The following is an 18,590-nucleotide window of genomic DNA, read 5'->3' as shown; positions in this document are numbered from 1 at the left end:
GGACAACCTCACCTCGCCTGGTGACGCCCCCGCTCGGCGCGTGATCCCCGGGAGCTCAGGGCGGGCAGGGTCCTGCGGAACCAGCCGCCGAACGCCTGCTTGGCGGCCGAGCGCTGCTCGGCCTCCTCCAGGACCCGCTCGGCCTGCGCCAGCCAGGTCGCCGCGTCCGCCCGGGGCGGCGGCAGGAAAAGGCCCCGCCCGGGCGCCTCGGCGGCGGCCCCGAAGAAGTCGCCGCCCTTGCGCTTGTGGTCGTCCGTGCCCCACGCGCGCCCGGCACCCTGGAGCGGCACCTTCTGCAGATGGGGGATGTGCTTGGCGCAGTGGATGTACGCCTCTTCCACGAAGACCTGCACCCACACCTGGGTGCGGCGGCCGGGCACCGGGTCGACCGCGAGCCCGGGGTAGGCGACGCGCATGTCGTCATCGGCGACGACGCGCGCCCGGCCGTTGACGTGGAGCCCGATGCGGTCCCGGACGAAGTCCACCATGAGGATGCCGACGTGCGGGTTCTCCTCGATGTTGCCGAGACTGGCCTGCACGCCGTTGCCCCGGTACTCGGGATAGGCGAGCGTCGCCTCGTCCAGGACGTGGAGGAAGCCGGGCGGGCCGGCCCGGAAGGTGTTGTCGCACTCACCGTGGCGGTCGGAGGTCGCCAGGAAGAACATCTCCTGGCGCGCCACGAACTCCCGCATCCGGGGATTGAGCCGGTCGAGGACCTGCTCGGCGTAGAACTTGTCGGCCCGCGCCGTGGTGCCCGCGCGCTGCTGGACCAGGTGCTCGCCGTCGCTGCCCGGGCGGGTGGTGCGTACCGGAGCCGGCGCCTGCCGGTCCCCGGTCTGTTCGAATGTGCTCAATTCCTTGCCCCGACCAGTTCCTCGATGGAGTCGTGCCGTATGCGGTGGGTGGGAATGCCGATGCCGAGCAGGGTGTCGACCCCTCGGCGGATCATGCCGGGCGGGCCGGACAGGTACGCGTCGTAGGTGTGCCAGGGGCCGTATTCGCACACGGCCTCCGGGAGGCGGCCGCACAGGTCCTCGCCGGGGCCGTCGTCGACGACCGGACGGACCGACAGCCAGGGGTGCGACTGCTGCATCCGGAGCATGGTGTCGATGTCGTACAGGTCGTGGTCGCGGCGGGCTCCGTAGAACACCTGGACCGAACGCCGGCGGCCCTGCCGGGCCACGTCCTCGACCAGGGCCTTGATGGGCGCTATGCCGGTGCCGCCGCCGACGCACAGCAGCCCGTTGTCGGTGGTGTGGTCCACCGTCATGGACCCGGTGGCGGCACCGAGCCGGATCACGTCCCCAGGGCGGGCGCGGTGCACGAGGGCGTTGGAGACCCAGCCCGCCGGAACGGCCTTGACGTGGAAGGAGATCAGCCCGTCGGAGCGGGGCGCGGAGGCGAAGGAGTAGTTCCGCCACACCCGCGGCCACCAGGGGGTCTCCACGGCGGCGTACTGGCCGGCGAGGAAGGGGTAGGGCGCGTCGGGCCGGAACGTCACGACGGCGATGTCCCGCGTGCGCATCTCGTGGGCGACCACCTCCGCCTGCCACCAGGCGGGTGCGCGCAGCTCGTCCTGGGCCGCCGCGTCGATCATGATCTGGGAGATCACGGTGTACGCGCCCACCCAGGCGGCCTCGGTCCGCGGGCCCCAGGTCTGCGGGGCGAAGTGGGCGAGGGCTCCGAGGAGGCACTCGCCGACCGCCGGGTAGTGCTCGGGGAGCGTGCCGTACTTCCGGTGGCCGCGGCCGAGGTGGCTCAGGTACTCGGTCAGGGCGGCGGTGTCCTCCACGTGGGTCGCGGCGGTGAGCAGCGCTTTGAAGAGGCGGTCGCGCTGGGTGTCCATCGCCGCGGGGAAGAGGGCGCGCAGGTCGGGGTGGCGGAGGAAGAGCAGGGAGTAGAAGTGTGAGGTGACCTTGTCGGCGATGGGCTCGATCTCGGCCATCGTCCGGCGCAGGAGCCCGCCGTCGGAGGTGTCCTCGGGCGCCGCGGCCGGCCCGGGTGACGGCGCCATGGCGGGGGGCGCTGCGGGGGCGGGGGCCGGTGCGGGTGACGGCGCCGGTGCGGGGGGAGCCGCGGGAGCCGGTGTGGGTGGGGCGGCCGGCGCGGGCGTCCGGGGTGCCGTACGGCTCCGGTCGGCGCCGCTGCCCACGGGACGGATCGGGGTGACGGGCCGGCTGGGTATGGGGCCGCCCTCGTCGCCGCGCGCGTCCTGGGGATGCCGGTCCGTTCCGGCCACGGTCCCCGCCGCGTCGCGCGGGCTCCGGCCGAACCAGCCCCCGTCCCGACTGCTGCCGCCGGTTCTGTCGCCATCAGCCGACGCGGTGGTCGGAGCATCCATCGGTTTGCCTCGCCTCGAACGTCTTTCAGTCGGTCCTCGCACGTGGGCCGGAGTGTGCCCCGATTTCCCTCCCCCAACGAAATTCCCGGTGATTCACACCCAACCACCGGCGTGCGAACGGGCTCGACCATACCCGGAGCGCCCGAATCCGCGCATGCGGTCCTCCTGCCGTGGGGCGTGCCGAGTTCTGGCTGGTCAGCGCCCCGCAAGGTCACGAGCTCGGGTTTCGTCAGGAGTTACCGACGAGTTCAAATGATGCGACGAACGCTTACCCGCCGCGTGGTGCGAATTCCATGACGAAAAAGCTGCGGAGCAACCCGATCATCCTCACGCCATGCACACAGAACCTCCACACCAACACGTCCGTCGACGGACCTGGAGGGCGGGATTTCCGGCTCAACGACGGTCGATCGCCCGCTCCAGCAGACCGTGAAGGACGCGCTGCTCCTGCGGGTCGAGGCCGGACAGCGGGGCGTCCACGGCGAGGAGTTCGAGGAGACGGGCGCGCAGTGCGGTGCCCTCGGCGGTGAGGACGAGGTGCTTGGCGCGGCGGTCGGTGGGGTGCGGGTGGCGCTCGATCAGGTGCTGCTTCTCCAGCTTGTCGACGACGAAGGTGGTGTTGGAGGGTTCGCAGCTCATGCGTTCGGCGAGCTCCCGCATGGTCATCGGCCCGCTCATCTCCCGCAGCGCGGTGGCCTGGGACGCAGTGATGCCCAGCGCGCCCGCGCACTCCCGTACGTGCTCGGCGATCCGCTGGGCCAGGCCGCTGACCAGCCCGCACAGCTGTCGCTCGGCGATGGCCTGCCGTTCCGGGGGCGTCGTCATGACACCACCCTAACAAGTCCATGAAGCCAGAATATTTATAACTTGAATGATTCGAACTTGATGCATATGGTGGCGTCGCCGCTGCGGAAACGCGGCGGCGGCATACCTGATGACCACTCACAAGGGAGCAATCATGGGCGACTTGGCGCTGGACCAGGACGTACGGCTGCGCCGGCCGGCGGGGATCCGCTCGATATGGCTGGGCGACACGAAGGTGTCGTACGTGCCGGACGGGGACGTACGGCTCCGGCCGCTGGAACTGCTCCAGGACACGACCGACGAGGTGTGGGCCGCCCACCCGGAGTACCTGGACGCCACGGGCCACCTCGTGGGCAGCGTCGGCGGCCTGCTCGTGGAGCACGGCGGGCGCGCGCTGCTGATCGACGCCGGCTTCGGCCCCAGGACGCTGGAGGTCCCGGGCGGCCCGCTCGGCGTGATCAGCGGAGGTGCGCTCCCGCAGAGCCTGGCCCAACTGGGCCGCAGCCCGCAGGACATCGAAGCGGTGGCCTTCACGCACCTGCACTCCGACCACCTCGGCTGGGCCTGCCACCCCGCCCCCGGCGGGGAGCTGCCCCTGCTCGCCCACGCCGAGTACCTGATCTCCGAGCCGGAGTGGGACCGGCGCGACCTCCTGGAGGCCCAGGGCATGGGCGAGGAGGTCGCGGCCCTCGCCCCGCGGGTCCGCACGGTCACGGACGGGCAGGAGATCTTCCCCGGAGTGCGCGTACGGATCACCCCGGGACACACCGTGGGGCACGCCGAGTACGTCATCACCGGGGGCGGCCGGCGTCTGATCGCCTTCGGCGACGCCGTACACTCACCGGTGCAGATCGACCACCCCGACTGGTCCTCGGCCTTCGACCACGACCCCGCCCTGACCGCAGGCCACCGCCGGCGCCTTGTCACCGAGCTGGCGCAGCCCGGCACCATCGGCTTCGGCGTCCACTTCGCCGACGTGGTGTTCGGACATGTCCGTCAGGACGCGGACGGCCCGGCCTGGCGGCCCGTGGACGCCTGAGTCACACGACCTCAGGAGGGGTCCGGCTGAGCGCACGCCGGGCACAGCCCCCGGTAGGTGACCTCGGCCGCGGAGACGGTGAACCCGAAACGTCCCTCGGCCGGGAGGTCGGCCAGCGGGTCGCCGGTCGGGTGGACGTCGCGGATGAGGCCGCAGCCGGAGCACAACAGGTGCTGGTGCGGCCGGTGCGCGTTCGGGTCGTAGCGCTTCGCGCGGCCGTCCGTGGAGACCTCCACGACCTCCCCCAGGGAGACCAGTTCGCCCAGGGCGTTGTAGACCGTCGCCCGGGAGATCTCGGGCAGCCGCTCCGACGCACGGGCGTGCACCTCGTCCGCCGTCAGGTGGGTGTGGTCGCCGTCGAGGACCTCCGCGACGACCCGCCGCTGCGAGGTCATCCGCCAGCCACGTGCGCGCAGTCGCTCCAGCAGGTCACTCATATCGGCTCACCTGTTTCAGGTCGGCGGGGTCACCCCGGAAGAGCGGGGCGAGGTCCGGAATCCGATGGGATGGAGGCTTGGTGTGCTTCTTGACTTGGATTGCGTCCATCGTAGGATCGGTTCGGTAGATGGCCAAGGGACAGGAAGGCCCCAGAGCGGCACCCGGCACCCACGTTCCGGCCGCTCTCGTCCCGTGGCTCCAGACCGTCCGGGACGGTGACCACCTCGGCTTCGGGGCCGCCCACGAGGCGACCGACGAGACCGAGACCCATGACCGGGAGCCCGAACCCCGGCAGTTCCACAGCATGCAGTTCCTGAGCACCGTGATCCGTTGGTCCGGAAGGATTCCCATGTCTGAGAACCACGACGCAATCGTCACCGACGCCAAGGCCGAGGGCGGAGGTGGCTGCCCCGTCGATCACGGGCGCGCCGCGCATCCGACCCAGGGCGGCGGAAACCGCCAGTGGTGGCCTGAACGCCTGAACCTGAAGATCCTCGCGAAGAACCCCGCGGTGGCCAATCCCCTCGGTGAGGAATTCGACTACGCCGCGGCGTTCAACACCCTCGACCTGCCCGCCGTGAAGCGGGACATCGAGCAGGTGCTGACCACCTCCCAGGACTGGTGGCCCGCCGACTTCGGCCACTACGGCCCCTTCATCGTCCGGATGGCCTGGCACAGCGCCGGCACCTACCGGATCAGCGACGGCCGCGGCGGCGCCGGCGCCGGCCAGCAGCGCTTCGCCCCGCTCAACAGCTGGCCGGACAACGCGAACCTCGACAAGGCGCGCCGCCTGCTGTGGCCGGTGAAGAAGAAGTACGGCCAGAGCCTCTCGTGGGCCGACCTCATGATCCTCGCCGGCAACGTCGCCCTGGAGTCGATGGGCTTCGAGACCTTCGGCTTCGGCGGCGGCCGGGCGGACGTCTGGGAGCCCGACGAGGACGTGTACTGGGGTCCCGAGACCACCTGGCTCGGCGACGAGCGCTACACCGGCGACCGGGAGCTGGAAAGCCCGCTCGGCGCGGTGCAGATGGGCCTCATCTACGTCAACCCCGAAGGCCCCAACGGCAATCCGGACCCGCTCGCCGCGGCCCGCGACATCCGTGAGACCTTCCGCCGCATGGCGATGAACGACGAGGAGACGGTCGCCCTCATCGCGGGCGGCCACACCTTCGGCAAGACGCACGGCGCGGGCCCCGCCGACAGCGTGGGCGCCGACCCCGAGGCCGCCTCCCTGGAGGAGCAGGGCCTGGGCTGGAACAACACCTTCGGTACGGGCAAGGGCGGCGACACCATCACCAGCGGCCTCGAGGGCACCTGGACGAACACGCCGACGGCCTGGGACAACAGCTTCTTCGAGATCCTCTTCGGCCACGAGTGGGAGCTGTTCAAGAGCCCCGCAGGGGCGCACCAGTGGCGTCCGAAGAACGGCGCGGGGGCCGGCACGGTGCCCGACGCCCACGACCCGTCGAAGAGCCACGCCCCGACGATGCTGACGACCGACCTCTCGCTGCGCTTCGACCCGGCGTACGAGCGGATATCGCGCCGGTTCCTGGAGAACCCCGCCGAGTTCGCGGACGCCTTCGCCCGCGCCTGGTTCAAGCTGACCCACCGTGACATGGGCCCGGTCGTGCGCTACCTCGGCCCCGAGGTCCCGAGCGAGACGCTGCTGTGGCAGGACCCGCTGCCCCCGGTGACGCACGAGCTCGTCGGCGCGGCCGACATCGCCGCGCTCAAGCAGCAGGTCCTGGCCTCCGACCTGTCGGTGTCGCAGCTGGTCTCCACCGCCTGGGCCGCGGCCTCGTCCTTCCGCGGCAGCGACAAGCGCGGCGGCGCCAACGGCGCCCGTATCCGCCTCCAGCCGCAGAGCGGCTGGGAGGTCAACGAGCCCGACCAGCTGGCGACCGTACTGCGCACCCTGACCGGGATCCAGGAGTCCTTCAACTCCGCCCAGACCGGCGGCAAGCGGATCTCGCTCGCCGACCTGATCGTGCTGGCCGGCGCCGCCGCCGTCGAGCAGGCCGCCAAGGACGCCGGCTTCGACATCGAGGTTCCGTTCACCCCGGGCCGCGTGGACGCGTCGCAGGAGCAGACCGACGTGGAGTCGTTCGCCGCGCTCGAGCCGACCGCCGACGGGTTCCGCAACTACCTCGGGAAGGGCAACCGGCTGCCGGCCGAGTACCTGCTGCTCGACCGGGCGAACCTGCTGACCCTGAGCGCCCCCGAGCTGACGGTCCTCGTCGGCGGCCTGCGCGTCCTGGGCGCCAACCACCAGCAGTCGCGGCACGGCGTACTCACCGCCACCCCCGGTTCGCTGACGAACGACTTCTTCGTCAACCTGCTCGACCTGGGCACGAAGTGGACGGCCACCTCCGGGGACGCGAACACCTTCGAGGCCCGCGACACCGCCACGGGCCAGGTCAAGTGGACCGGCACCCGCGCCGACCTCGTCTTCGGCTCGAATTCGGAGCTGCGGGCGCTCGCGGAGGTCTACGCGAGCGACGACGCGAAGGAGAAGTTCGTGAAGGACTTCGTCGCGGCGTGGGACAAGGTCATGAACCTCGACCGGTTCGACCTCGTCTGATCACGACGTCCGTGTCGGCCGGGCCCGGGTCCGGCCGACGCGGACGGTCCGGGCGGCCGCCACACAACCGTGATCTTCGACAGGCGAGATGTCACTCAGAAGACATGGAACGCTGCACACCGTTCCGGTAGCTTCCTTCACGTCGCCGCCACACCTTGGGCACAGGGCCCCTGGGACTTGCGGCGCGGAGGATCCGACACCCTGTTGACGACAGCCACCGAAGTCTTCACAGTCCGTCCCTACACCCCGCACTGCCAGGTGATCCACACCGAAGGCGATCACGCCGTCATCGGCATTTCTCCGGGGAACAGCTACTTCTCGGCCCGCCGCGTCATGGACCTCGCCCACTGGGGCATGCGCAGCTTCCGGCAGGTCGACCTGATCTACACCGACCTGCACGTGGCCGAGATGTACGAGGCCCTCGGCTACGCCCCCGACGAAGCGCGCCGCAAGGCGGTGAAGAACCTGCGCGGCGTACGCGCCAAGGTCAACAACGCCGCCGCCGAAGCCGACCCCACCGGCATGCGGTTACGCGCCCGCCCGATGTCGTCCCTCACCGACATCCCCGCCTACCGCGCGATCCACGCCCACCTGAACACCCTGCTCGACAACGACCCGGAGTTCCGCACCACGTGCAACTCCCTGGTCGACGCGTTCCTCTCCTCCAAGGTCCTGGACGGGAAGGCCGCCACCACCCGGCAGCGCGAAGTCTGCCTCGAGTACGTCTGTGCGGAAGCGCCGCTCTTCCTGGACACCCCGGCCATCCTCGACGTGCCGTCCTCCCTCAACTGCTACCACCAGCTCCTGCCGATGGCGGAACTGCTCTACTCGCGCGGCTCGGGCCTGCGCGCCTCGCGCAACCAGGGCCACGCCGTCATCACCCCCGCCGGAGGAGAATCCGATGTCCACTGAAACCCTTCTCGACTTCCCCTTCTCCGCGCGCGGCGACCAGCTCCCGCACCAGGTCGAAGAGCTCCGGGGCGAACCGGTGAAGCGGGTCCGCACGATCGCCGGGGACCAAGCCTGGCTCGTCTCCTCCTACGAGCTGTGCAAGCAGGTCCTCGAAGACCCGAGATTCAGCCTGAAGGACACCTCCGCCCCGGGGGTGCCCCGCCAGTACGCGCTGACGATCCCGCCGGAGGTCGTCAACAACATGGGCAACATCACCGGCGCGGGACTCCGCAAGGCCGTCCTCAAGGCGATCAACCCGAAGACCGACGGCCTCACCGACTGGATGCGCGAGCACGCCTCCGCCCTCGTCGACGGCCTGCTGACCGACGGCTCGCCGGTCGACCTCCGCGGCCGGTTCACGAGCCCCTACGCCGAGCACCTCCACTGCCGCATCCTCGGCATCCCGCAGGCCGACGCCCCGCGCCTGGCCGCCAGCCTCGACATCGCGTTCATGAACTCGGCGTGCCCCATCACCGGCGCCAAGCTCAACTGGGACCGCGACATCGCCTACATGGTGGAACGCCTCGACGACCCCGCCACCACCGGGCTCATCGCCGAACTCGCCGCCCTGCGCGAGGATCCCGACTACGCCCACCTGACGGACGAGATGCTGGCCACCGTCGGTGTCACGCTGTTCGGTGCCGGAGTCATCTCCACCATGGGCTTCCTGACGATGGCGATCGTCTCGCTCATCCAGCACCCGGAGGTGTGGGAGCAGTTGCGCAAGGAGCCGCAGAAGATCCCGGCCGCCGTGGACGAACTCCTGCGCGTCAACCTGTCCATCGGCGACGGGCTGCCGCGCCTCGCCCTGGAGGACGTCACCCTCGGGGACGTCGAGGTGAAGAAGGGCGAACTCCTGCTGGTCCTGGTCGAGGCCGCCAACACCGACCCGGCCGTCTTCCCCGACCCGCACGTCGTGGACATCGACCGGCCCAACGCCGGCACGCACCTGTCCTTCGGCGGCGGAGCGCACTACTGCCCGGCCACCGCCCTCGGCAAGCGGCACACCGAGATCGCCCTCGAGGTGCTCCTGGAGAAGATGCCCGGTCTCCAGCTCGCCGTGCCGATCGAGCAGCTCGTCTGGCGCACCCGTTTCATGAAGCGCCTGCCGGAGCGCCTCCCCGTGCTCTGGTAGCGCCGCGGCTGTCCCCGGCCGATGCCGTCCGGCCGGGGGCGGCGGTTCCCGCCGCTACGCGGGCAGCGGCGGGAGGGCCGGCTGGTGGAGCCAGGCCGAGAAGAGGTCGTCCAGCGGCTGCGCCGCATAGCGGGCGGCGTGGCTGACGAAGCCGGTGGTGGTGACCACTCCGTGCCGGTGCACCGTGGCCCAGTCCCGCAGCATCGGGAAGAACGCGCCGTCGCCCAGGGCGCGGCGGACCGCGTGCACGGCGAGCCCCCCGCGCTGGTAGAGGCGGTCGTCGAACATCAGCTTGCGGCCCGGGTCGGCGAGCTTCAGGTCCTGCGGCCGGCCGGCGAGCAGCCGGTGCGCCGCGGCCGCCGTCTCGTGCGCGCCGCGGCCGCCGGAGCGTTCCGACCACAGCCATTCGGCGTACTTGGCGAAGCCCTCGTTCAGCCAGATGTGCCGCCAGTCGGCAATGGTCACGCTGTTGCCGAACCACTGGTGGGCGAGTTCGTGGGCGATGAGCCGCTCCGAACCCCGCACGCCGTCCACGTGGTTGGTGCCGAACAGGGACAGGCCCTGGGCCTCCACCGGGACGTCCAGCTCCTCGTCGGCGACGACGACCGCGTACTCGCCGAAGGGGTAGGGCCCGAACAGCTCCTCGAACAGCCGCATCATGGCGGGCTGCCGGGCGAAGTCCCGGGAGAACTGCGGCAGCAGGTGCGCGGGCACGTGAGCAGTCTGGGGAACGCCGTCGAGCCCCGGGTCGCCGAGCAGCACCGTGCGGTGCATGCCGATGGACAGGCCGACCAGGTAGCTGGAGGTCGGCGCGGGCTGCTCGTAGACCCAGGTGGTCGTGGAGGCCCTGGTCGTCCTGGTGAGCAGCCGTCCGCCCGCCACCACCGTGTAGGCGGAAGGGGTGGTGACGGAGATCTGGTACGAGGCCTTGTCGGCCGGCCGGTCGTTGCAGGGGTACCAGGACGGTGCGCCGACCGGCTGGCTGGCCACCAGCGCGCCGTCGGTCAGCTCCTCCCAGCCGAGCCCGCCCCAGGGGCTGCGCACCGGCCGGGGATTGCCCGCCCAGTGCACCTCCACGGTGAAGGCGGCGCCGGCGGGCAGCGCCTTGGCGGGCCGGACACGGAGTCTGCCGCCCCGGTGGGTGTAGTGCGGCGGCCGCCCGTTCACGAGGAGCCGTCCTGTTCTGAACTCGGCCAGGTTCAGGTGGAACTCGGCGAGCGGTTCCCGCCCGACGATGGCGCTGAGCCGGGCCGTCCCGGCCAGCCGGTTGGGGACGGGCCGGTAGTCCAGGGCGAGCTCGTACCGGTGCACGCGGTAGCGGGGGTCGCCGTTGGCCGGGAAGTACGGGTCCGATGCCGCTGTCTTCTGGCCGTTCACTGCACCATCCGCTCCCTGCGCTGTGCTCCTACGACGTGTCGTGCCGATGCCGGGACGGTCCCTTCAGGCCCGCCACGCCTCGATCGGATTGCCCAGCCAGCGGGTGTCGGCGGGGACGGACTCCCCTGCCATCACGAGGGATGCGGGACCCAGGGTGCTGCGTGCCCCGACCGTGCTCCCGGGCAGGACGATTCCGCCCGGGCCCAGGGTGGCGCCCTCGCGGAGGACCACAGTATCCGTCCTCAAGATCCGGTCGTGGAAGAGGTGAGTCTGCACCACACAGCCGCGGTTCACACTGACCGCGTCGCCGAGCACGACCAGGTCCGTCTCGGGCAGCCAGTAGCTCTCGCACCACACGCCCCGGCCGATCCGCGCCCCGAGCCCGCGCAGCCACAGGGACATCAGCGGGGTGCCGGGCACCGATCCCACCAGCCACGGCACGGCCAGCACCTCGACGAAGGTGTCGGCCAGCTCGTTGCGCCACACGAAACCGCTCCACAGCGGGTGCTCCCCCACCCGGTGGCGGCCCACCAGCAGCCACTTGGCGGCCACCGCGACCGTGCACGCGACCGCGCCGGCGGCGAGCAGGACGGCTCCGGACAGCAGCGCGGTTCCCCCGATCCCCAGACCGCTCGCCGTGGTCAGCGCGCAGAGCGCCGCCACGGTCAGCACGGCCAGGGCGGCCGAGCAGAACACCGGGAGGAGCCGGCACAGCTCCACCAGTCCCCGCGCCCAGAGCAGGCGGGCGGGCGGGTCGTAGGTCCGGCCGCGGTCGGCGTGCGCGGCGGACCGCGGCAGCCGGACCGGCGGCAGGCCCAGGTACGAGCTGCCCTTCTTGGCCTTCTTCGGGGTGGCGGACAGGACGCCGACCAGCCCGTCGTCCGGGACGGTACGGCCCGGCGCGGTCATTCCGGAGTTCCCGAGGAAGGCCCGGCGGCCGATCCGGGAAGGTCCGATCCTCATCCAGCCGCCGCCCAGTTCGTAGGGGGAGGTCAGGGTGTCGTCGGCGAGGAACGCACCCTCGCCCACGGTGGTGAGGCTCGGCAGGGCGAGCACCGTGGACACCTCCGCGCCCCGGCCGATCTTCATGCCGAGCAGCCGCAGCCACACCGGGGTGATCAGCCCGGCGTAGAGCGGGAAGAGCGTCTCCCGGGACAGGTCCATCAGCTGGGTGACCGTCCAGGCCTGCCAGCCGGTGCGGCTGTGCGTGGGATGGGTTCCCGTACGCAGTCCCAGGCTGAGCAGGCGTACGGAGACCAGCAGCAGGGCCGCGTACGCGAACCCGAAGGCGAGCGCCCCGGGCACCACGGCGAGCAGCGCCCCCTGCAGGGCCCGGGCCGGCCCGGCGCCGGCGGGCACGAACCGGCCCACCACCAGCAGGGCGGGCAGGGCCGCGAGGACCGGCAGGGCGGTGAGGCAGAATCCGCTCGCCCCGTACAGGGCGCGCCGGTGCACCCCGCGCGGCGGGCGCTCCTTGGGCCAGTCGTGCTTGGCCTTGCCGATTTTGACGGCGGGTGCGCCGGCCCAGCGCTGCCCGGTCGGGATCTGTCCGGCGACGGCGGAGCCGGGGGCCACCTCGGCCCGCTTGCCGACGCGGGCGCCGGGGAAGAGCATGCTGCGGGTGCCGACCACCGCGCCCGCACCGACCTTGACGGGGCCGATCTCCAGCCGGTCCCCGTCCAGCCAGTGCCCGGAGAGGTCCACCTCGGACTCCACCGCGCAGCCCCGGCCGAGCTTGAGCATTCCCGTGACCGGCGGCAGCGAGTGCAGGTCCACCTCGGGGCCGACCTTGGCGCCCAGCGCCCGGGCGTAGCGCTCCAGCCAGGATCCGGTGAGCGAGGTGGCGCCGACGCACTCGGCCAGCCGTTCGGCGGTCCACAGCCGCAGGTGCACTCTTCCCCCGCGCGGGTGGCGTCCCGTCTTCACCCCGCGCAGCAGCAGCCGGGCGCCGCCGGCCGCGATCGCGAGACGGCCGGGCGGGCTGAAGAACAGCGCCGCACCGGCGGCGACGAGCCACCAGGAGGCGGTCGGCGCCCACGGGTAGGGCCCGAGCCGGCGCAGTACGTTGCCGAGGGCGAGCAGCGCCACGGTCCAGCGCAGGCCGGCCAGGGTGAACAGCGGGAGCAGCAGCAGCGACTGGATCGCCTTGGCCCGGAGGGGAACCGGGGTGACGGTCCGGGCCCCGCCCTCGTCCTGTACGGACTTCTCCAGCCGGCGGGCCAGCTTGCGCAGGGTGGGCTGCTGGTAGATGTCGAGCACGGCCGCACCGGGGTAGCGGGTGCGCAGCCGGGTGGTGAGCTGCGCGGCGGCCAGGCTGTTGCCGCCGATGGCGAAGAAGTCGTCGGCGGCGCCGGTGACGGCCACGCCGAGGGTCTCGCTCCACTGCTCGGCGAGCCAGGCCTCGGTGCCGTAGAGCTGCTCCGCGGGGCCGGTGGTCTCCGCCCCGGGCAGCGGCCAGGGCAGGGCGTCGCGGTCGACCTTGCCCGAGGTGCGGGTCGGCAGTTCGTCGACGGGCGCGAGCAGCGGTACGAGGGCCGCCGGCAGTTCCGCGCGCAGCCGGGCGACGGCCGCCGCGCGGTCCCAGCCCTCCTGCGTGACGAGGTAGCCGACGAGGAGCTGGTTGCCGCTGCGGGCCGTGCGGACGGCGGCGGCCGCGCCGGCGACGCCGGGCAGGGCCTGGAGTGCGGCGTCCACCTCGCCCAGCTCGATGCGGCGGCCGCCCAGCTTGATCTGCTCGTCGCCGCGGCCGAGGAAGACCAGCCCCTCCGGTTCGGCGCGGACGAGGTCGCCGCTGCGGTAGGCGCGCTGCCAGCCGAGGGATTCCAGCGGGGCGTACTTCTCGGCGTCCTTGTCCCGGTCCAGGTAGCGGGCCAGACCGATGCCGCCGATGACGAGCTGGCCGCTGCCGCCCATCGGCACCGGCTCGCCGGACTCGTCGACGACGGCCAGCTCCCAGCCGTTCAGCGGGAGTCCGATGCGGATCGGTTCCGCGCCGGTGAGGAGGGAGGCGCAGGCGACGACGGTGGCCTCGGTGGGGCCGTAGGTGTTCCAGACCTCGCGTCCTTCGGTGACCAGACGCTGGGTCAGCTCGGGCGGGCAGGCCTCGCCGCCGAAGATCAGCAGCCGGACCTCACCCAGGTCCTCGGGCTCCCAGAGCGCCGCCAGGGTCGGCACGGTGGAGACCACGGTGATCTCCTGGTCCACCAGCCAGGGGCCGAGGTCGGCGCCGCTGCGCACCCGGGAGCGGGGTACGGGCACCAGGCAGGCGCCGTGGCGCCAGGCCAGCCACATCTCCTCGCAGGAGGCGTCGAAGGCGACGGACAGTCCGGCCATGACCCGGTCGCCGGGGCCGATCGGCTCCTCGGCGAGGAACAGCGCGGCCTCGGCGTCCACGAAGGCGGCGGCACTGCGGTGGCTGACGGCGACGCCCTTGGGCTTGCCCGTGGAGCCGGAGGTGAAGATGATCCACGCGTCGTGCTCGGGGCCCGGCCGCCGGGCGGCCGCGCCGTCACCGGCGGGGCCGGTGACCTCGATGCGCCGTCTGGCGCCCAGTACCGCGCGCACCCCGGCCTCGGCGAAGACCAGTTCGGCCCGCTCGTCCGGGTCCTCGGCGTCGACCGGCACGTAGGCGGCGCCGGCGGCGAGCACGGCAAGGACGGCCGCGTAGAGCTCGTTGGTCCCCGAGGGCACGCGTACGCCGACGCGGTCGCCGAGCCCCACCCCGGCGGCCGCCAGGGCGCGCCGCCGGCGCTCGACCTCGGCTGCCAGCGCGCGGTAGGTCAGCTGCTCGGTGCCGTCGTCCAGGGCGGGCTCGTCGGGGTGGGCCCGTACGGAGGCCTCGAAGACGTCGACGAGGGTGCGCGCGGGGGCGGCCGGCCCGGCGGAGAACCTGGCTGACTTGCCGGACTGCTCTCCGGACTGCTCTCCGGTCTGGTGGCCGGGATCCTGGCCGGACTCCTGACCGCATTCCCCGTACGCGTCCCCGTCGTCGAGCAGGCTGAGTTCACCGTGCTCTGGTGTGGCTGCCATCGGCCCTCGCGTGTCGCTCCCGGAACGGTCCGGGGCGCCGGCGGAGCCCGGGTCTGCCCGGGTTGTTCCGGTCCGGCGCCGAACAGCCCACCAGCCTAACGGGTCATCAGGATTTCTCCCGTCAAAGGCTTGCGCGTGGCCGGTAAGGAACGGTAATGCGCCGCGCCCGCGCGCAGGGCCCGCTTCGTCCGGACGGCCGTACACCGGGCGCGCGCCGAACTGCGCCGCCCCCGGGAGCGGGATATCAAGGAGCCTGAAGGTGAGCGAGGGGCCCGAAGGTGAGCGCGAGGCCCGGCGGTCGCCACACCACGGCTGAGGAGTACGTCGCGTGGAGTTCGAGGTCAATGGCGCCCTGCGCACGGTGGACGTGGACGAGGACCCGGCCGCCGTGGAGGTGGTGCGCGACGGGCTGGGTCTGACCGGCACCAAGCTGGTCTGCGGGAGCGGGGTGTGCGGGGCCTGCACCATCCAGGTCGACGGCGAGCCCCGGGTGTCGTGCCTGACTCCCGCGGTCCTGCTGGCCGGGCGGCGGGTGACGACGGTGGAGGGCCTGGCCGGACATCCGATGGCGCGGGCGTTCGCGGGCGAGGACGCCCTCCAGTGCGGGTACTGCACCCCGGGGTTCGTGGTCGAGGCGGCGGCGTTCTTCGACCGGTGGCGGGCCGCACACGGCCGCATCCGGCCGGGGCGGGAGCTGATCGCGGACGCGCTGGCGGGCCACCTGTGCCGCTGCGGCGCGTACGAGCGGATCTTCAGTGCGGTGGCCGCGGCCTGCGCGGGCGACTACGACGAGCCGCCGACCGGTACGGACGCGCCGGCGGTCCCGCGCGCCGAGGCCCCGGAGAAGGCCGACGGCTCCGCCCGGTACACCACGGACCTGCGGCCCGAGGGACTGCTGGAGGGGGTGATCATCCGCTCGCCGCACGCGCACGCGCACGTACGGTCCCTGGAGGCCGGAGACGTTCCGCTGGTGCCGCTGCTGCCTCCCGACGGCGTGGTGCGGTACGTCGGGCAGCCGGTGGCCGCGGTCGCCGCTCCGGACCGGGCCGCCGCACGGGCGGCCGCGGAGCGGGTCCGGGTGGACTACGAGGTGCTGCCGGCGGCCCTCGACGTCCGCCGGGCGCGGGCCGGCGAGGGCCCGTCGGTGTACGAGGACAAGGCCGCGCGCAAGCGGGCGCCGGGGTCCGGCGAGACGCCCCAGCTGCTGCCCGCCCGCTGGCGGGGCAACCTGCGGGGCCCGTCCGCCATGAGCAGGCGCCCCGCCACGGCCGTACGCCGCATCACCGAGGCCCGGGCCCGGAACCCCGAGCGGGTGGTGGAGGGCGTGTTCACCACCGCCGGGCAGACCCACACCCCGCTCGAACCACACGCCTGCCTCGCCCAGTGGGTCGACGGCACCCTTCACCTGGAGGTGTCCACGCAGTCGTTGAAGCACGTGGCCGAGCTCGCCGCCGAGCGCTACGGCGTACCCGCCGACCGGGTGATCGCGAAGGCCGTCCACGTAGGGGGCGGCTTCGGCTGCAAGATGGGGCTGACCACCGACGTCGTCGCGGCGGTGGAGCTGGCCCGGCTGCACGGCGCCCCCGTGCGGGTGGTGCTGGACAGGGACGAGGAGCTCGTCGACGGCGGGTACCGGCCGGCCACCCGGATCCGGCTGGCGATGGTCGCGGACGCGGCCGGCGAGCTGAGTGCGCTGGCCATGGACGCGGACAGCGACGGCGGGGTCGCGGTGGGCGGCTCCGTGGCGGCGCAGGCCCGGTTCATGTACGGCAAGGCCCCGCGCCGGCTCCGCGACTTCGACACCGTCACGAACCGGCCCCCCGGCGCCCCGTTCCGCGGCCCGGGCGGACCGCCGCTGTGCTGGGCCCTGGAGCAGGCCGTCGACGAGATGGCCCGCCGGCTCGGCGAGGACCCGATCGCCCTGCGCCGCCGCTGGGACGGCAACCCCAAGCGGCACGCCCTGTACGACCGGGCCGCCGCACTGCCGGTCTGGGCGGGCCCCCGTGGGGGAACGGGGCGCTACCGGCGCGGTGTCGGCGTCGCGGCGGCCAACTGGCTGTACTTCGTCGACCCCGTCGCCGAGGTCGAGCTCACCGTGGAGGACGGGGTCGTCGTCGCGCGCAGCGCCGTACAGGACATGGGCACGGGCGCGCGGACCGTGCTGCGCCGGGCGGTCGCCGAGGCACTCGGCGTGCCGGAGCGGCTGGTGCTCGCCGAGGTCGGCCGCAGCGGTACCGTCCACGGCCCCACGTCCGGCGGCAGCCGCACCACGCCCTCCCTCGCACCCGCCGCCGCGGACGCCGCCGCCCGGCTGCGCGAAGCGCTCGGCGGCGATGACGTCGCCGCCCGGCTGGAAACGGCGGACGGGGTACGGGTGACCGGCCGGCGACCCCGCGACCGCCGGGGCTTCGCCGTCCCCTTCTTCACGATGGGGGGTGTCGCGATCGGCCGCGGCTTCACCGGATCGGTGCAGGTCGCCGAGGTCGAGGTGGACACACGGCTCGGCCGGATCCGCCCGCTGAGCGTGTGGAGCGGCATCGCCGCGGGCCGTATCCACGAGGACCGGCTGGCCCGCAGCCAGTGCGAGGGCGCCGTGGTGCAGGGCCTCGGTTACGCACTGTACGAGGAACGGCGCGTCGACCCGGTGACCGGCCGGGTGCTGACCGACAACCTGGAGGACTACCGGCTCCCCGGGATCGGCGACACCCCCGAGATCACGGTCCACTTCCATCAGGAGGGCTTCGAGCACGTCCCCGGCGGCGGTGTCGGCCTCGGCGAGATCGCGACCCTGCCCACCGCGGCGTGCCTGGCCAACGCGGTCCGCGATGCGACCGGTTGGCGCCCGTACGACCTGCCCATCCGCCCCGACCGGCTCCTGGAAGGACTGGGTACGTGAGCACCGAGCCCACCCTCACCGACCTCTCGGCCGCCGTGCAGGCCCGCGGCGGGGAGCTGCGCGCCGGTGGCACCGACACCACCGCCCGGCAGCGCAGCGGGATCTCCCCGGGACCGTTCACCGACCTGGCCGGCGTGGCGCATCTGCGCGGTGTCGGCCCGCTGCGCGGCGGCGGGCTGCGGATCGGTGCGCTGACCTCCCTCGCCGAGCTGGCCGACGACCCGCAGGTGCGCGCCGGCTGGCCGGCCCTGGCGATCTCGGCCGGGACGGCGGCCACCCCGCAGATCCGCGCCGCGGGCACCCTGGGCGGCAACCTGCTGCAGCGCAACCGCTGTTGGTACTTCCGCAATCCGCACGTCAGCTGCCTGCAGAAGGGCGGCACCGACTGCCCGGCGCGTGAGGGCGACCACCACTTCGGCGTGGTCAGCGGCAACGGTCGGTGCATCACCCCGCACCCGTCCACCCTCGCCATGGCCCTGCTCACCTACGACGCCGAGGCCGAGATCCACGGCGAATCCCCGCGCAGCGTGGCCGCCTTGTACGGCGAGGGTGACCTGCTGGCCCGCACCGACCATCTGCTGCCGCCGCACCGCATCCTCACGGCGGTCCGGCTGCCCGCTCCCCTGCCCGGGGAACGCGCCGCCTGCCACCGGGCCACCAGCCGGGCCCACGCCGAATGGCCTCTGGTGGAGGCCACCGCCCGGCTCGCGCTCGACGGCACCACCGTCAGGCACGCCGCCGTGGCGGCGGGCGGGGTGGCGCGGGCTCCGCTGCGCCTGCCGGAGGTGGAGGCCGCCCTGATCGACCGCGAGGCCACCCCCGAGGTCCTCGCCGCAGCGGCCGCGACCGTGCTCGACCGCTGCCGGCCCCTGCCGCAGACCGGCTACAAGGCGACCCTGTTCCGCGACACCGTCCTCGAAGCCCTGGAACGGGCGGTGGGCCGCGCCCGCTAGGGCCTGTCGTCAAACTCCCGTCGTCGCCCGCAGGGCGGCCACGCGG

The 18,590-nt window shown here is 73.0% G+C and carries 12 protein-coding genes; 6 read left to right on the top strand and 6 right to left on the bottom strand.

All coding sequences use genetic code 11. The features are described 5' to 3' along the window. Nucleotides 1-8: 8 nt before the first annotated feature. The 3 genes from ACIP5M_RS15015 to ACIP5M_RS15005 all read right to left on the bottom strand — a co-directional run bounded on the left by ACIP5M_RS15015 (nucleotide 9) and on the right by ACIP5M_RS15005 (nucleotide 3,166). A complete protein-coding gene (locus tag ACIP5M_RS15015) occupies nucleotides 9-854 on the bottom strand; it encodes a pyridoxamine 5'-phosphate oxidase family protein (protein WP_401196687.1) in 846 nt (281 codons plus the stop codon). Further along, nucleotides 851-2,341, bottom strand: coding sequence for a globin domain-containing protein (locus ACIP5M_RS15010; RefSeq protein ID WP_401196684.1), 1,491 nt, complete (start codon nucleotides 2,339-2,341; stop codon nucleotides 851-853). Before ACIP5M_RS15010 ends, ACIP5M_RS15015 begins: the two co-directional genes overlap by 4 nt. 396 nt (nucleotides 2,342-2,737) lie before the next feature. Then, complete coding sequence (locus tag ACIP5M_RS15005; RefSeq protein WP_401196682.1) at nucleotides 2,738-3,166, bottom strand: MarR family winged helix-turn-helix transcriptional regulator; 429 nt, start codon at nucleotides 3,164-3,166, stop codon at nucleotides 2,738-2,740. 133 nt (nucleotides 3,167-3,299) lie between these two features. Between ACIP5M_RS15005 and ACIP5M_RS15000 the strand changes: the two genes are divergently transcribed. Beyond that, nucleotides 3,300-4,184: an MBL fold metallo-hydrolase gene (locus tag ACIP5M_RS15000; RefSeq protein WP_401196679.1), complete on the top strand. Its 885-nt coding sequence runs from the start codon at nucleotides 3,300-3,302 to the stop codon at nucleotides 4,182-4,184. Between the two features lie 11 nt (nucleotides 4,185-4,195). Here the strand turns inward: ACIP5M_RS15000 and ACIP5M_RS14995 are convergent, their stop codons facing one another. After that, nucleotides 4,196-4,621, bottom strand: coding sequence for a Fur family transcriptional regulator (locus ACIP5M_RS14995; RefSeq protein ID WP_401196677.1), 426 nt, complete (start codon nucleotides 4,619-4,621; stop codon nucleotides 4,196-4,198). 350 nt (nucleotides 4,622-4,971) lie between these two features. On the opposite strand from ACIP5M_RS14995, the gene katG reads away from it, so the two are divergent. From katG to ACIP5M_RS14980, 3 genes are all read left to right on the top strand, one after another. Further along, nucleotides 4,972-7,203, top strand: a complete 2,232-nt coding sequence (gene katG / locus ACIP5M_RS14990; protein ID WP_401197209.1) for a catalase/peroxidase HPI — start codon at nucleotides 4,972-4,974, stop codon at nucleotides 7,201-7,203. 204 nt (nucleotides 7,204-7,407) lie between these two features. Continuing rightward, a complete protein-coding gene (locus tag ACIP5M_RS14985) occupies nucleotides 7,408-8,115 on the top strand; it encodes a tRNA-dependent cyclodipeptide synthase (RefSeq protein ID WP_401196674.1) in 708 nt (235 codons plus the stop codon). Next, nucleotides 8,105-9,289 carry a cytochrome P450 gene (locus ACIP5M_RS14980; protein ID WP_401196672.1) on the top strand — a complete coding sequence of 395 codons (1,185 nt, stop codon included), beginning with the start codon at nucleotides 8,105-8,107 and terminating at the stop codon, nucleotides 9,287-9,289. The genes ACIP5M_RS14985 and ACIP5M_RS14980 overlap by 11 nt, the downstream gene beginning before the upstream one ends. Nucleotides 9,290-9,343: 54 nt before the next feature. Here ACIP5M_RS14980 and ACIP5M_RS14975 read toward each other — a convergent pair whose 3' ends face one another. Beyond that, nucleotides 9,344-10,666, bottom strand: a complete 1,323-nt coding sequence (locus ACIP5M_RS14975; protein ID WP_401196670.1) for a M1 family metallopeptidase — start codon at nucleotides 10,664-10,666, stop codon at nucleotides 9,344-9,346. Between the two features lie 63 nt (nucleotides 10,667-10,729). Further along, entirely contained in the window at nucleotides 10,730-14,695 is a 3,966-nt protein-coding gene (locus tag ACIP5M_RS14970) for a Pls/PosA family non-ribosomal peptide synthetase (RefSeq protein ID WP_401196667.1), read from the bottom strand. 328 nt (nucleotides 14,696-15,023) lie between these two features. Here ACIP5M_RS14970 and ACIP5M_RS14965 point away from each other — a divergent pair, with 328 nt between their 5' ends. Next, complete coding sequence (locus ACIP5M_RS14965) at nucleotides 15,024-17,591, top strand: molybdopterin-dependent oxidoreductase (protein ID WP_401196664.1); 2,568 nt, start codon at nucleotides 15,024-15,026, stop codon at nucleotides 17,589-17,591. Then, nucleotides 17,588-18,544, top strand: a complete 957-nt coding sequence (locus ACIP5M_RS14960) for an FAD binding domain-containing protein (RefSeq protein ID WP_401196662.1) — start codon at nucleotides 17,588-17,590, stop codon at nucleotides 18,542-18,544. Before ACIP5M_RS14965 ends, ACIP5M_RS14960 begins: the two co-directional genes overlap by 4 nt. Nucleotides 18,545-18,590: the final 46 nt, after the last annotated feature.

It is taken from the genome of Streptomyces sp. NPDC088762, from assembly GCF_044750905.1.
Classification (GTDB): Bacteria; Actinomycetota; Actinomycetes; order Streptomycetales; family Streptomycetaceae; genus Streptomyces.
Note: the sequence above shows the minus strand (reverse complement) of the source record. Positions and strands in the feature narration are given on the sequence as shown.